Genomic DNA, 13,013 nt, shown 5'->3' with positions numbered 1-13,013 from the left:
GGGCCGGGCGGCCGGCGGGCGCCCCCCCGCCCGCCCGTCCCGCCTACGCCTCAGAAGGTTGGGCGTCCAGGAAGCGCAGGATGAACGGCAGGGTCCTGAGCAGGGCCTGCAGGTCGCCGTCGCTGGCGGCAAGTTCGCCGAGGTAGTCGCCGTGGCCGCCGGGCACGATCAGCAGCCGGGCTTCCGGGATGGCGCGCGACATGCGGACGGCGTGCCCGGGGCTCATCACGTCCTGGTCGGCTGCGACCACCAGGGTGGGCGCGGTGATCCTGGCGAGGTCCGGCTCGGACCAGCCGGGGAAGCCGATGATGCGCTGCCGGTCCAGCTCGAACAGGCGCTCCAGATGACCGGGCTCGGGGTTGATCTTCCTGTCCGCGCCCTGGTAGACGGCGGGCATGTTGTCCAGAGTGGCAGTTTTCATGCCCTCCCAGAATTCGTCGGGCACGGCTTCCCGGCTGAAAAACGTGGAGGCGGCGATGAGGCGGCGCACCCTGGCCGGATGCTGCATGGCCAGGGCGAGGGCAGTATGGCCGCCGGCGCTGAAGCCCAGCACATCCACCGAGTCCAGTTGCAGCTGGTCGAGGACCGCCAGGATGTCCCCGGCGGAGTTTTCGGCGGTGAGCGGCCGGTCGGTTGCGGCCGTGCGGCCGTGGCCTTCCTCGTCGACCGCGATCACCTGACGCTGGGCGGCCACCAGCGGGATGAGGCCGGCGAAATTCGTCTGGATAGTGGAGCCCCCGCCGGGAATCAGCAGCAGCGGGGGCTTATCGTCAACTGCCCGGCCGTGGACCTCGTAGTACATGCGGAGGTCGCCGTTGGCCGCGTATCCGTGGGTGAAAGTCACACGGCATCCTAACGCCGGCCGGTTTGGGGTGGGTAGCGCTGTCGCCGTCGTGCGATTACTTCGCCGCCACTTGGGCGAGGGGCGCGAAGGCCTGGCTCAGGCTCAGGCCCTTGGTCTCGGGCGCGAGCCGTTGGGCGACGAGTCCGCCCAGGATGATCGCCGGCGAGACGTGGGAGAAGAGCCCGATGATTGTTGCCTTCCGGTACTGGGGCGAGAACAGGCGGGCGAAGCTTGTGGACTGGCGCTTTTCGCAGGAAGACGATGAGCGACGGGACCGTGCAAACGGTTTACCGTTGACAAAGTCATTGCAAACCACATAAATTGAACGTCACGTTCAAAATTCGTGAACCTCCATCAACATCAGCAGAGACGAACATAGGAGTTCTGTGAGCACTCGTACTGAAGATCAGGCCCTCACTGGCCTCAAAGCTACGGGCCAGGCCGCACTGCCCGAGGTGATGGCCGCCGCGCTGCTCACCGGCCATGGCGGCCTGGAGAAGCTTGAGTACCGCACCGATGTTCCTGTCCCCGTTCCCGGCGTGGGCGAGGTGCTCATCGAAGTCGCGGCGGCAGGGATCAACAACACCGACATCAACACGCGAATTGGCTGGTATTCAAAAGCAGTCGATTCCGGAACCAACGCCGGTGGAGCGGACGGTTTCGAAAAAATCACCGATGCCGACGCCGCGTGGTCGGGTGAGGCGCTGACTTTCCCCCGGATCCAGGGGGCGGATGCCGCCGGCCGCATCGTCGCCGTCGGCCCCGGTGTGCCGGGCGAACGCATCGGTGAGCGGGTTCTGGTCCGGAACATGCTGCGGACCTACGTCGGCTATCGCCCCTATGAGTGCTGGACATTCGGCAGCGAATGCGACGGCGGTTTCGCCCAGTTCGCCGTCGCCCCCTCCGGCGAAACCTACGCCGTCAACTCGGACTGGTCCGACGCGGACCTGGCCGCAATCCCTTGCGCCTACTCCACGGCGGAGAACATGCTGCACCGCGCCGGTGTAGGCGCCGAACGCGTCCTCATCACCGGAGCATCCGGCGGAGTGGGACTCGCCGCCGTCCAGTTGGCCAAGCGCCGCGGCGCCACCGTGACCGCCGTCTGCTCCGCCGTCAAGGCCGGCCAGGTCCTGGCCGAAGGCGCGGACCGCGCCATCGACCGAGGAACGGACCTCGTGGCCGAACTCGGACGGAACTCCTTCGACGTCGTCATCGACATTGTCGGCGGCAGCCAGGCCGGGCAGCTGCTCGACCTGCTGCGCGCGGGCGGCCGGTACGCCATCGCCGGCGCGATCTCCGGTCCCCTGGCCCAGATCGACCTGCGCACCATCTACCTCAAGGAACTGAGCCTGCTCGGCTGCACCTTTCAGGAGGACAGGGTCTTCGAAAACCTGATCAGCTACATCGAGGCCAACGAGATCCACCCGGTCGTCTCCAAGACGTATCCCCTGGCCGACATCGCCCAGGCCCAGGAAGACTTCCTGTCCAAGAAGCACACGGGCAAGCTCGTCCTCCTCCCGCCAGCGGCTACATCCGCGAACCCGGCAAATACCAACAAGACGGAAATCTGACCATGAAAATAGAACGCATCGAACTCTTCCAGGTGGACCTGCCCTACTCGGGGGGCATTTACCACCTGTCGGGAGGCCGTACCTATGAATCCTTCGACGCCTCCATCGTCAAAATCACCGCCGACGACGGAACAACAGGCTGGGGCGAAAGCACACCGTTCGGCGCCACCTACATCGCCGCCCACGCCCGGGGCACACGGGCCGGCATGGCAGAACTCGCACCCGCACTCCTGGGCCGCGACCCCCGCCGGGTGGACCGGAACTATGACCTGATGGATGCCACGCTGGTGGGACACAACCACGCAAAGACACCGCTGGACATCGCCTGCTGGGACATCTTCGGCAAATCGGCAGGCCTGCCCGTCTGCGAACTGCTGGGCGGCGGGACTGGAACGCCCATGGCCATGATCTCCTCCATTCACGCAGGGGACCCCGAGGAAATGCGGCAGCGTGTGGCCGACCACCGCGCCCGCGGCTACCGGGGCCACTCCATCAAGATAGGCACCCCTGACAGCGAAGGCGGACCCGCCCTTGACGCGGAGCGCATCACCGCCTGCCTTGCCGACCGGCAGCCGGGGGAATTCTTCCTGGTCGACGCCAACGGCGGAATGACGCCTGAATCAGCCATGCGGATGGTGGCCATGCTCCCCCGCGGCCTCGACTTCGTCATCGAAGCGCCGTGCGCCACGTGGCGCGAAACCATGTCACTCCGGCAACGGTGCCCATACCCGATCATCCTCGACGAACTCGCCCAAAATGACAGCGACCTTGCCTGGGCCATCTCCCACGATGTGGCGGACGGGCTGGGGCTGAAAATCTCCAAGGCCGGCGGGCTCACCCCCGGACGGCGCCAGCGCGACGTTGCCCGCGCGGCCGGGCTGACAGTCAGCGTCCAGGACACGGTGGGATCCGCCATTGCCTTCGCCGGCATCGCCCACCTGGGTGCCACCGTGCCCGAAAAGCTGCTCCGCTGCGTCCTCAACTGCGACGACATGGTCACGCTCAAGACCGCGAAGTTCGACGTCATCCGGCGCGATGGGGGGATCCTTCCCCCGGAGACGCCCGGGCTCGGCCTCGAAGTCGACGAAGGCGTGCTCGGCAAACCCGTCGCTGTGTGGGGCGACTAGCCACGCAGCTGCCGCACCACCGCCATCCGTCCGCGGTAAACGGTAAGCTGTTGACCGTTGAACCGACAGGAACCAGAGGACAGGTGGAATGGCATGGCTGTGACCCGACGTGTTGCCCGTGCGGAGGCATTGGGTGAGCAGGTTGTAGCAGCGCTGCGGTCGGACATCCTTACCGGCGACCTTCACCCGGGGCACCTGCTGGTCGAGGCCGCCCTCGCCGAATCCTTTGGGGTCAGCCGCGGTCCTGTGAGGGACGCCCTGCGAATCCTGTCTGGCGAAGGCCTGATCGCTGCCTCCGGCAGGAGCTATCGGGTTGTTGGCCTGGACCAGCGGGACCTCCGCGACCTCTTCGCGCTCCGGGAGTTGCTTGAGCTCGCGGCCGCGCAGCAGTGCGCGGCGGAGAACCCCGAGGGATTGCGCCAGGCGGCAGAAGCTGCCCTGGAGGACATGCGGACCGCGGCCGAAGCCGGTGACACGGATGCGTTTGCCAGTGCAGATGCAGCATTCCATTCGGCGTTTTTCACCTCGTGCGGCAACCGCCGGCTGCTGGCGGTATGGGAGCAGCAGGTGCCGACCTTCGCGGAGTTGTTCCGGCTGACCACAGCACTGGACGAGCCGCTGTCGCGCTCCGTGGAGTGGCACCGCCAGATGCTGGACACCGTATACGGCGGAGATCCGGAAGCCATCGCTGCCGAGGTGCGGAAACTCGTCGTCGGCGGCGAGGAACAGATCATCACCGCCCAGCGTAATCTGCTCGAACAACGGGGCGACTGACCTCACCGGTGCAGGCAGTCCGGTCGGCTGCCGGCTCCGAACACTCTTCAGAGTATTAGGAGCAGCAGATGACCATAGGCATTCAGCAGGAGATCGCACCGGCAAGTGCACCTGCATTGCGGCTACACATGATTCCCACGGAGTTGGGTCCTGCCACCGTGCGGGTTCAGCAGGGTTCCGGAGGCGGGGATCCCGCGTCCGGGACACCGGTCGTCTACCTTCACGGCGCTGCCGGGACCTGGACCACGTTCAGGGCGCTGCTGCCCAGGGAACCGGACGCTGACCGAGTGCTCATAGACCTGCCCGGCTGGGGTGAATCCATTGCAGATGTCCGGCTGGAAGACTTCAGCGTCGAGGCGATGGGGCGCGCCGTCGTCGAAATTCTGGATTCGCTCGGATACCGGCGATGGAACCTGGTGGGCCATTCCATGGGAGGCTTCCTGGCGTTGCACCTGGCTGCGCGGTGGCCCGACCGGGCTGCAGGAGTTGCAGCCATTTCCGCCACCACGTTCGGCGTGTCCGCGGCGGTCCGGCATCCCGTTCGCAGCCTGTCCGGCCTCCCGGCCTTCGTCCGCACGCTGTGGGCCATGCGCTCCATGGCTGCCCTCGGACCGGCCGGGCCGGCGCTGATCAGGGCAGTTGCCGCCACACCGGTGATGGGACCACTGCTGTCCCCGCTCTTCGCTGACCCGGCCGCCGTTCCCGGGCAGGTGATCCGCGGGCTCGGGCATGACGCCCGGCCGGCCAGCTTCTGGCGGGCTGCCCGGGCCGTTGCTCTCTACGACTTTGGCCAATGGCGCAGCATCCGCTGTCCGGTATTGGCGACGCGCGGGGACCGTGACGTGTTCACGCCGCCGTCGGACCTGCTCCGGTTGTCCGATCTCGTCCCGCACGTGCGCCTGGTGACGATTCCGCGCTGCGGCCATTTCGCCAACATCGAGCAGCCTGAGCGGGTGCTGCGGCTGCTCGATGAGCTCAGAGTGCCGTCAGGCCGCCGTCGACCGTGAACAGGCCACCGGTTGCGTAGGCCGATTCGTCGCTGGCGAGGTAGACCATGATGCCTTCGACGTCGGCGGCGGTGCCGGCCCGTCCGAGCATGGTGGAGTCCACCAGGCCGGCGCGGCTGGCGGGATCGTCCGCGATGGTTTGCACCAGCGGGGTCTCGGTGTAGCCGGGTACCACGGTGTTCACGCGGATGCCCTCCTTGGCGTAGTCGGCGGCGACGACGCGCGCCAGGCCGTGGACGCCGGCCTTCGAGCTCGAGTAGGCGGTGAACGTCTGCCCGCACGCGACCACGGCGGTGGGGCTGCCGGTGCAGATGATGGACCCGCCCCGGCCCTGGAGCGCCCGCACGGCATGCTTCAGTGTGAGGAACGCTCCGCGGTGGTTGACCGCCACGGTCTTTTCCCAGACCTCCAGGGACAGCTCGCCCACCTTGGCGTCCTGCCCGAAGAGCTGGACGCCGGCGTTGGCCACCACGATGTCCAGCGGCCCGTCGGCGGCGATGGCGGCATAGGCGGCCTCGACGCTGGACTCGTCGGAGATATCAACGGGCAAGGCTACGGCACGGTCGCTGCCGGTGGCCGCGGCGGCCTTTTCGGCAGCTTCAACGTTGATGTCGGCGAAGTACACGCGGGCGCCTTCGGCGGTGAAGCGTTGCGCCACGGCCAGCCCGATGCCGGATCCGGCACCCGTGACGAGGGCGGTCTTTCCTGCAAGCCTGTTGGTCATCTTGTTCCTCATTTCGTGGGTCAGCCGAGCGGCCGGGTGGTGTGTTGCCAGGCGGGAATGTCAAAGGTTTGCGCGCCACCGTCTTCCAGCCGGACCGCCACGGACAACGGTGCTGCCGTCAGGTTCGCCGCGAAGAGCAGCACGCCGGCGTCTGTTGAGACGGGGTAGAGCACCAGCCCGGGGACGTCGCCGTCCACTTGCAGTACCCCGGCGCCGCGCAGGGCGGCCAGTTTTTCGAAAACCCGGAAGGCCGGCGTCGGGGTCCCGTCGTCGGCGATCAGGCCCCTGGGGCCGCTGGCCTCGAAATAGCTGACGGACTCGACGCCGGGCAGGGTCAGGGCAGCGATGCTGCCCAGCAGCCAGGCGGCGGCGAAGTCTTCTGCCTGCAGCGGGTCGGTGGTCATGGCCTCGGCGGTCCGGGCATCGTAGGCGCCGTCGGTGGAGACGGCGTTGAACCGGGCCTTCAGCGTCACCGGGCCGATATGCAGCGGCTTGCCGGCCCCGATCCGGAGCGCGTTCCGCGCTGTCAGCCGTTGCATCGGGACGCTGTCAACGATGTGGGGCACTTCGGTCGCGTGCATCTGCGGCGTGATGCTGTAGGTGAGGGCACCGGCGTCGCGGGGAAGGACGTCCTGCCGCCGATTGAGCTCGGTGAAATGGGAGCGCGCGCCGGCGAGCCGGGTGCCGGTGAAGCCGCGCCGCTGCGCTTCGGAGCGCAGTTCCTCCCACAGCTCAGGTTCGGTGACGTGCCTGTCAGAGCTGAACACCCCGAGCCTTGCCACCTTGCCGAGGGGCAGCAGATCCAGCACAGGCCCGACGTCGGCGCCGCCGCCAGCGGCGATCCGCACGTCCAGTGGGGCGCCCAGCTCTGCGGCCTGCCGCACGGCGGGCTGCAGGAGTTCGCTCGCCCGGGTTACGTCGCTTGGAAGCTCCACGATCAGGGCGTCCAGACCAGGTACGACGCCGAGCCTCGCCGCCGAGCGGGACGCTGACGTTCCCAGGGCGGGAACCTTGCTCTGAATGTGCCGGCGCACCGTCAGCACGTTGTCTGCCGGTTCGGCGGATACCGCGTCAGCCGCCTGTTCCGCGGGTCCCTGTTCCGCGGGTCCCGGATTCGCGGCTGCCGGCTGGGCCGTGAGGCAGATGCTCTGCTGCACCCGGTCCCCCGCGTGCACGGTGACCGGGTAGGGACGGGACAGCGGGGTGCTGTAGGTCTTGAAGGAAGCGTCGGTCCAATTGCGCTGGTCTTCGGTTTCGAAGACGTCGCCGGTGAACTCGAGCCGGAAGGCCGTGCCGTCGCGGTCCCAGGCCATCGCCGCGATGTCCACGAAGGGCTGGTGCGGGCTGATGTCGGCCGGAAAGGCAGACTCGGTGCGGGTCCCGCCCGGAGCGGAGACGGTGACGTCACGCCCGGCGTCGTCGGGCCTGTGCAGGACCACCAGGCCGATCCGGTTGCTGCGGAAATCACTTGGTGCGGTGCCCTCGAAGGTGACCCTGAGGTCATTGCCGGAAAAACTGACGGTCAGGTCTGCGGAGTATTCGGCGCCGAAGCCGGCGAACCGGACGGTGAGCCGCAAAGTAAACGTGCCGCCGTCGTCGAACGTCACTGCCTCGACCGCCGGAGCCAGTGTCCGCCAGTCGTGGTCCCGGACCACGGGCCGGATGGCCCGGAGCACGGGGTGGCCGCGGTATTCGATGTCGGCCAGTTCGTCCCCGCGCAGCTGGAGGCGCCACGGGCCGCTTTCAATGGTTCGGGCCGGTGCAGGAAACCGGGATGTGTTGTCGGCGGGGATCACGTTGTGCTTTCGGTCGCGGTGGGTCAGCGGAGCGGTCGGTCAGGGCGCGGTGGGGTCAAGCCTGGCGGGCAGGCCGGGGACAGGGTAAACCCGTCCCCGGCCGTGATGTGGAACTGTCAGACGGCGCGCAGCCGCACGGCCACGAACTGCCTGCCGGGCAGCTCGATCTTGAACCGCCCGGAGAACGTGCCGGGAAGGGTCTCCACGGTCATGTTCCAGGTGTCGATGACATCGATCTCGAACGCCTGGTCCTGCGGCTTGACGAACCGCCGGTAGGTGGGCTGGTTGAACCCGAAGTAGATCAGTTCGTACTGGTCCTTGATGCCGGCGCTGGGTGCGTCCCAGTGGCCCGCCAGCGGTTCGAGGTGCCCGCCGGGGCTCTCGTCAAGGATGCGGCGCAGGAAGCCGATCCGGTCCGGGCTGGTTCCGCGCAGCTCGCCGCCCTTCGCCCACCAGAGGATGTCCTCCGGGTGGACGTACGTCTCGCCGTGCCCCACGTAGCCGCCGCGGATGGCACCTTCCCAGAACCGGCGCGTCATCTCCTCGCCGGTGATGTTGCCCCAGCCCTGGTCGATGTTCCCCTCGTAGGCGCACTCGTCGATGACAATCGGCTTGCCGTACTGCTCGCGCCACTCCGTGGTCATCTCGGCGGTCTTGTAGATGTCACGCCGCTGGATGCTGCAGTGCGTGATCCAGGGCCGGGTGTGGTCGTAGAACTCACGGCAGTTGTGGATGGAGAGCAGGTGCTGGTTGGGGTCGTTCTCCTGCACGATCGCCGCGAAGCGTTCCCAGTCCTCGGTGGTCTTCTCGAACATGAGGTCGTATTCGTTGGCCAAGGACCACCAGATGTTCCGGTGCGACGCCAGCCGGGCGGTGACGTACTTGACGTAGAGATCGTCCGCCGCGGCGTTCATGGTGGAGAAGCCCCACCGGTCGTACGCGTGGAAAAGGATCAGGTCCGCTTCGATGCCGAGCTCCTCAAGCTGGCTGATGCGCCGTTCCAGGTGGTGGTAGTAGGCAGGGTTGGGCCGGGTGTAGTCAAAGCCTTCCTGCAGGGTTCCCGCGTAGGGGTAAATCTCGGGTTCGTTTTCGTTGAACAGGTAGGACTTGGGGAAGACGCACATCCGCATCTTGTTGAACGGTCCGGATTCCAGGGCTGCCAGGGTCTGCTCCTCTAGCTCGTCGCCCTGGTGGGTCCAGACGTAGGAGGTGGTGCCGATCGGCAGGTAGGGGGTGCCGTCGTCGTAAGCAAAGTGGAACGTATTCGCTACCCGGACAACACCGCGCGACGCCGGTTCGGCACCTTCCGCCATAAAGGAACCGGTGATCCGGTCCAGTGAGCGGGCGTTGCTGTCCGTGGTGAAGGACCACTCGCCCTCAGCCGGCAGCAGCAGGCGGACGCGGTAGGTGCCGTTTCCGTCGTAGAAACCCGGGACCCGCAGTGTCCGGCCGCCGCTGCTGAAGTCGGCGTGGAGTTCGACGTCGGTGAACGGGTTGCCGTGCGAGGGACCCTGCAGGGTGAGCTCGAACCGTTGCCATTTGCGGGCCTCGGACGGGTATTCGGCGGTGGCGCTGCCGGGCTCCACGGAGTCAGGTTCGTACCCGGACGGCCGTTCGATGTCCCGCACGGAGCGGTCCTGGCCGGCAGGCACCGGATCCAGCGCCTCGATTTTGGCGAGGATCTCAGCCTTCTTCTGCGGGTCATTGCGAAGGGATTCCTCGGTGCCGAGGATCAGGCCGAGCTGGTAGTGGTAGAGCGTGTGGAGCAGGGGGTTGGCTGCCAGGCCCGGAACGTGGCTGGCCAGGATCTCGTGCCCTGCGGGGTCGCGCATGACGTCGAAGAGCGGGGTCTGGGCGGTGAAGATCGCCATGGTGGCCTTTCTGCGGTGAAAGCTGCTGTAAGAGTTGGTTGTTGATCCGAAAGAGACGGTCAGCCCTTGACGGCGCCGCTGAACATGCCCTCGACGAAGTAGCGCTGGAACAGCAGGTAGACGATCATGACGGGCAGGATGGACATGATGGTGAACGCGTTCAGCGGCCCGTAGGAGCTGGTGAACTGGGACTGGAAGCCCTGGATGGCCAGCGGGATGGTCTGCGCGGTCTGGTCCTGGAGGATGACCAGTGCGATGGCGTATTCGTTCCAGGTGGACACGAAGTCCAGGATGAACAGGGCGGCCAGCGCAGGCTTGGACAGCGGCAGGATGATCTGCCAGAACAGCCGCCAGTTACCGCCGCCGTCAACGCGGACGCTCTCGTCAATCTCCTTCGGGATTGCGCTGAAGAAGCCGTGCAGGATGAAGATCTGGATGGGCAGGCCGAACCCGATGTAGGGCAGGATCACGCCCACCGGGCTGTTGAGCAGGCCGAGGTCCAGGATGATCTTGAAGAGCGGGCCGAGGGCCACCTGGATGGGGACCATGGAGCCCAGCGCAAAGGCGCCGAGGACCAGCTTGCTGTGCTTGAAGCGGATCCGGGACAGGCCGAAGGCGGCAGCCGCCGAGAACAGCAGGCCCAGTGGGACCTTGATCGCCGCGATGAGCAGGCTGTTGCCGCCGGCGGTGAGGAGATTACCGGTCTGCATGGCTTCGGCGTAGTTGCTCCACTCGGCCGAGGTGGGAAGGGAGAAGGCGGACGTGGAGAAGATTGCCGATTCCGACTTCAGGGAAGTGAACATCACGAAAATCAGGGGCATGGCCCAGATGACCATGGTCACGGCCAGCGCGATCCATAGACCCACCCTGATGTAGTCGACGTTGCGGCGTGGACGGGAAGTCCCGTCGGCGTGCTTGGCGCGCCCGAGAGTGAGGGTGCTCATCAGTCTTCGTTTCCTTTGGTGGACCAGATCAGGTAAGGGATGACCAGGACAAGGGTGATGGCCAGCAGTACCGTGGCCACCGCATTGCCCATGCCGAAGTCGTGCTGCAGGAAGGACTTGGAGTAGGACCACAGCGCCAGCACCTGCGAGGACTGGGCGGGGCCGCCGCCGGTCATGCCCACCACCAGGTCGAAGACCTTGATGGAGTGGACGATGGTCAGCACCAGAACGACGACGACGGTGGGGCGCAGCGCCGGGAAGGTCACGTGCCGGAAGACTTTCCAGCTGTTCGCGCCGTCCAGGCGTGCCGATTCGACCAGTTCCTTGGAAACGCTCTGCAGGCCGGCAAGGAAGAGGACCATGTTCAGGCCTGCGACCTGCCAGACGAAGGCGGCGAAGATGGCATAGATGGCCACCTTGGGATCGCTCAGGAAGGTCACTCCCGAGCCGTCACCCAGGTGCCAGGCCTTGGCCAGTTCGGAGAAGACGCCGTAGTTCGGGTTGTACATCCAGCGCCACATGTTCGCGATGGCAATCGGGGCAAGGACACCCGGGATGTAGAAGACGGAACGGAACAGGTTCCGGCCGAAGATCGGACGGTTCAGGGCCAGCGCCATCACCAGGCCGAGGCTGGTGGGAATCACCAGGGAGAGCAGCACCCAGACGATGGTGTTCTGCATCGCGGTCCAGAACACCGGATCCTGGGTGAATAGACGGACGTAGTTCTGGAATCCGACGAATACCTGCGGGTCCGAGTTGAAGCCGGACCACTTGAACAGGCTCAGCCGCACGGCGGTGACCATCGGGCCGATGACGAAGACAACGTAGGCCGCCAGGGCGGGGGCTAGGAAGGGCAGGGCTGCGATGAATCCGCCGCCGGCGATGCGCTTGAGGAGCGGTTTCTTTGAGGGTTGCCGCATGACGGGGCCCGGTGGTGTCTCCAGGCGCGTGGCTGTGAGCTTAGACAAGAGAGGTCGCCTTTGATCTGTGGATCGGTCAGTGGGCTGAAGGGCGGGCCACGTGCGGGGCACAGTCCCGCCCTTCAGCGAACGAGCTACTTGCTCGAATCCAGGAACTTCTGGAACTCAGCCCCGGCGTTGGCCGGGTCCAGGCTGCCGGTGGCAACCAGGTTCTGGATCCGCCAGTACTCGGTGGTCTGGGCCTGGCTGAGGTTCTGGTCGTTGTTCATGTACAGGCCCTTGGCGTTCTTGAAGATGCCGTCCCAGGACTTGCTGAGGCTGTCGGTTGCTGCGGACTTCACTTCCTTGTTCACCGACTGGGTGGAGAACTGGCCTGCAGTTTCCTTCTGGACGGGGGTTGACATCATGAAGTCCAGGAACTTGGCTGCAGCGTCCTTTTTCTTGCTGTCCTTGGTGACGTACATGGCCTGCTCGAAGCCGTACATGCGGCCGGTACCCGTCGGGAGGGCGAAGACGCCGAAGTCTTCGACCTTGGCGTTGTCCTTGATGCTGGCGTTGAACCAGTCACCTTCGAGGGCCATGGCCGCCTTGCCCGTGTAGAACAGCGAGGACGACTCGTCGTTGTTGATGCCGATAAAGCCGTTGTTGAAATAGTCCTTGGACCACTTCTGCAGGTTCGTGAAGGACTTGGTGACGCACTCCTCCTGGCCCCAGTTGGCCTGGTTGGTGACCAGCTTGTCGAACGTCCCGGAACCGCAGTAGCCCTCGAGGAAGGTGTCCAGCAGGCGCATGACGTGCCAGTTGACGGTGCCGCCGAACTCGATCGGGGTGATGCCGGCGTCCTTGAGCTTGGCTGCGGCGTCGTTCAGTTCGTCAATGGTGGTGGGCAGCTTGGTGATGCCGGCCTTTTCGAAGAGGGCCTTGTTGTAGTACATGGCCTCTCCGTTGAGCTTCCACGGCACACCGTTGAAGCCGCCGTACTGCTTCGCCGGCCCGAGGGCAGCTTCGGTGAACCGGTTCTCCCACTTGTACTGCGTGTACTCGCTGGTGAGATCGGCACTGGCGCCGTTCTTGACCAGCTCGCCGCCCAGGCCCGGACCTGCCCAGTAGTCGTAGATGTCCGGCGCCGCGGAGGTGCCGATCGCGGTCCGCAGCGAGTCCTTGTGCGCGTCAACGGCGCGGGCGGTCTTCTTGATGGTGATGTCCGGATTTGCTGCTTCGAAATCCTTGATGATCTTGTCCTGGGCAGCAACCGCGGTGGGGGAAGTCAGGTTGATCACCCACCAGTTCAGCTCGGTCTTGCCGGAAGCAGAGGAGCCGGAGCCGGCGGAGCAGCCAGCCAGAACAGCAATGGCGGTCAGGGCAACAGCGCCTTTGGCAAGCAAACGCATCGTCGCGTCCTTTCGTAGGTATGAGTTGAGGGTGCTTTCGTCAC

12 protein-coding genes are annotated in these 13,013 nt (G+C 66.0%); 4 read left to right on the top strand and 8 right to left on the bottom strand.

Features of this window, described 5'->3' with window-relative positions; genetic code table 11:
• Positions 1-43: 43 nt before the first annotated feature.
• Positions 44-844, bottom strand: a complete 801-nt coding sequence (locus tag ACFQ50_RS15120; protein ID WP_377996384.1) for an alpha/beta fold hydrolase — start codon at positions 842-844, stop codon at positions 44-46.
• Positions 845-899: 55 nt separating this feature from the next.
• Positions 900-1,160 (bottom strand): hypothetical protein, encoded by a 261-nt coding sequence (locus tag ACFQ50_RS15115; RefSeq protein WP_377996383.1) that lies wholly within the window; start codon positions 1,158-1,160, stop codon positions 900-902.
• Between the two features lie 70 nt (positions 1,161-1,230).
• On the opposite strand from ACFQ50_RS15115, the gene ACFQ50_RS15110 reads away from it, so the two are divergent.
• From ACFQ50_RS15110 to ACFQ50_RS15095, 4 genes are all read left to right on the top strand, one after another.
• Positions 1,231-2,415 (top strand): alcohol dehydrogenase family protein, encoded by a 1,185-nt coding sequence (locus ACFQ50_RS15110; protein ID WP_377996382.1) that lies wholly within the window; start codon positions 1,231-1,233, stop codon positions 2,413-2,415.
• 2 nt (positions 2,416-2,417) lie between these two features.
• On the top strand, positions 2,418-3,542 hold the full coding sequence (locus ACFQ50_RS15105; RefSeq protein ID WP_377996381.1) for a mandelate racemase/muconate lactonizing enzyme family protein: 1,125 nt from the start codon (positions 2,418-2,420) through the stop codon (positions 3,540-3,542).
• Between the two features lie 93 nt (positions 3,543-3,635).
• On the top strand, positions 3,636-4,316 hold the full coding sequence (locus ACFQ50_RS15100) for a GntR family transcriptional regulator (protein ID WP_377996380.1): 681 nt from the start codon (positions 3,636-3,638) through the stop codon (positions 4,314-4,316).
• 68 nt (positions 4,317-4,384) lie between these two features.
• Positions 4,385-5,323 carry an alpha/beta fold hydrolase gene (locus ACFQ50_RS15095; protein WP_377996379.1) on the top strand — a complete coding sequence of 313 codons (939 nt, stop codon included), beginning with the start codon at positions 4,385-4,387 and terminating at the stop codon, positions 5,321-5,323.
• Here ACFQ50_RS15095 and ACFQ50_RS15090 read toward each other — a convergent pair.
• The 6 genes from ACFQ50_RS15090 to ACFQ50_RS15065 form a co-directional block, all read right to left on the bottom strand.
• The gene (locus ACFQ50_RS15090) at positions 5,292-6,047 is read right to left on the bottom strand and encodes an SDR family NAD(P)-dependent oxidoreductase (protein ID WP_377996378.1); all 756 of its coding nucleotides are present in this window, start codon (positions 6,045-6,047) and stop codon (positions 5,292-5,294) included. The two genes, ACFQ50_RS15095 and ACFQ50_RS15090, sit on opposite strands and share 32 nt — an antisense overlap.
• Before the next feature lie 20 nt (positions 6,048-6,067).
• A complete protein-coding gene (locus ACFQ50_RS15085) occupies positions 6,068-7,843 on the bottom strand; it encodes a hypothetical protein (RefSeq protein WP_377996376.1) in 1,776 nt (591 codons plus the stop codon).
• A gap of 116 nt (positions 7,844-7,959) precedes the next feature.
• Complete coding sequence (locus ACFQ50_RS15080) at positions 7,960-9,714, bottom strand: DUF5605 domain-containing protein (RefSeq protein ID WP_377996375.1); 1,755 nt, start codon at positions 9,712-9,714, stop codon at positions 7,960-7,962.
• 59 nt (positions 9,715-9,773) lie between these two features.
• Positions 9,774-10,658, bottom strand: coding sequence for a carbohydrate ABC transporter permease (locus ACFQ50_RS15075; RefSeq protein WP_377996373.1), 885 nt, complete (start codon positions 10,656-10,658; stop codon positions 9,774-9,776).
• Positions 10,658-11,626, bottom strand: a complete 969-nt coding sequence (locus ACFQ50_RS15070) for a carbohydrate ABC transporter permease (RefSeq protein ID WP_377996371.1) — start codon at positions 11,624-11,626, stop codon at positions 10,658-10,660. The genes ACFQ50_RS15075 and ACFQ50_RS15070 overlap by 1 nt, the downstream gene beginning before the upstream one ends.
• An 86-nt stretch (positions 11,627-11,712) precedes the next feature.
• On the bottom strand, positions 11,713-12,969 hold the full coding sequence (locus tag ACFQ50_RS15065) for an extracellular solute-binding protein (RefSeq protein ID WP_377996369.1): 1,257 nt from the start codon (positions 12,967-12,969) through the stop codon (positions 11,713-11,715).
• Between the last annotated feature and the right edge of the window lie 44 nt (positions 12,970-13,013).

It is taken from the genome of Arthrobacter sp. NPDC056493 (assembly GCF_042795115.1).
Classification (GTDB): Bacteria; Actinomycetota; Actinomycetes; order Actinomycetales; family Micrococcaceae; genus Arthrobacter.
The sequence above is the reverse complement of the archived record's forward strand: the minus strand, read 5'-3'. Positions and strand labels throughout refer to the sequence as shown.

What these genes read in the sequence shown, in the direction of transcription:
- ACFQ50_RS15075 (WP_377996373.1), bottom strand. Translation starts at nt 10,658, where the DNA reads ATGAGCACCCTCACTCTCGGGCGCGCCAAGCACGCCGACGGGACTTCC.
- ACFQ50_RS15095 (WP_377996379.1), top strand. Translation starts at nt 4,385, where the DNA reads ATGACCATAGGCATTCAGCAGGAGATCGCACCGGCAAGTGCACCTGCA.
- ACFQ50_RS15090 (WP_377996378.1), bottom strand. Translation starts at nt 6,047, where the DNA reads ATGACCAACAGGCTTGCAGGAAAGACCGCCCTCGTCACGGGTGCCGGA.
- ACFQ50_RS15105 (WP_377996381.1), top strand. Translation starts at nt 2,418, where the DNA reads ATGAAAATAGAACGCATCGAACTCTTCCAGGTGGACCTGCCCTACTCG.
- ACFQ50_RS15065 (WP_377996369.1), bottom strand. Translation starts at nt 12,969, where the DNA reads ATGCGTTTGCTTGCCAAAGGCGCTGTTGCCCTGACCGCCATTGCTGTT.
- ACFQ50_RS15080 (WP_377996375.1), bottom strand. Translation starts at nt 9,714, where the DNA reads ATGGCGATCTTCACCGCCCAGACCCCGCTCTTCGACGTCATGCGCGAC.
- ACFQ50_RS15100 (WP_377996380.1), top strand. Translation starts at nt 3,636, where the DNA reads ATGGCTGTGACCCGACGTGTTGCCCGTGCGGAGGCATTGGGTGAGCAG.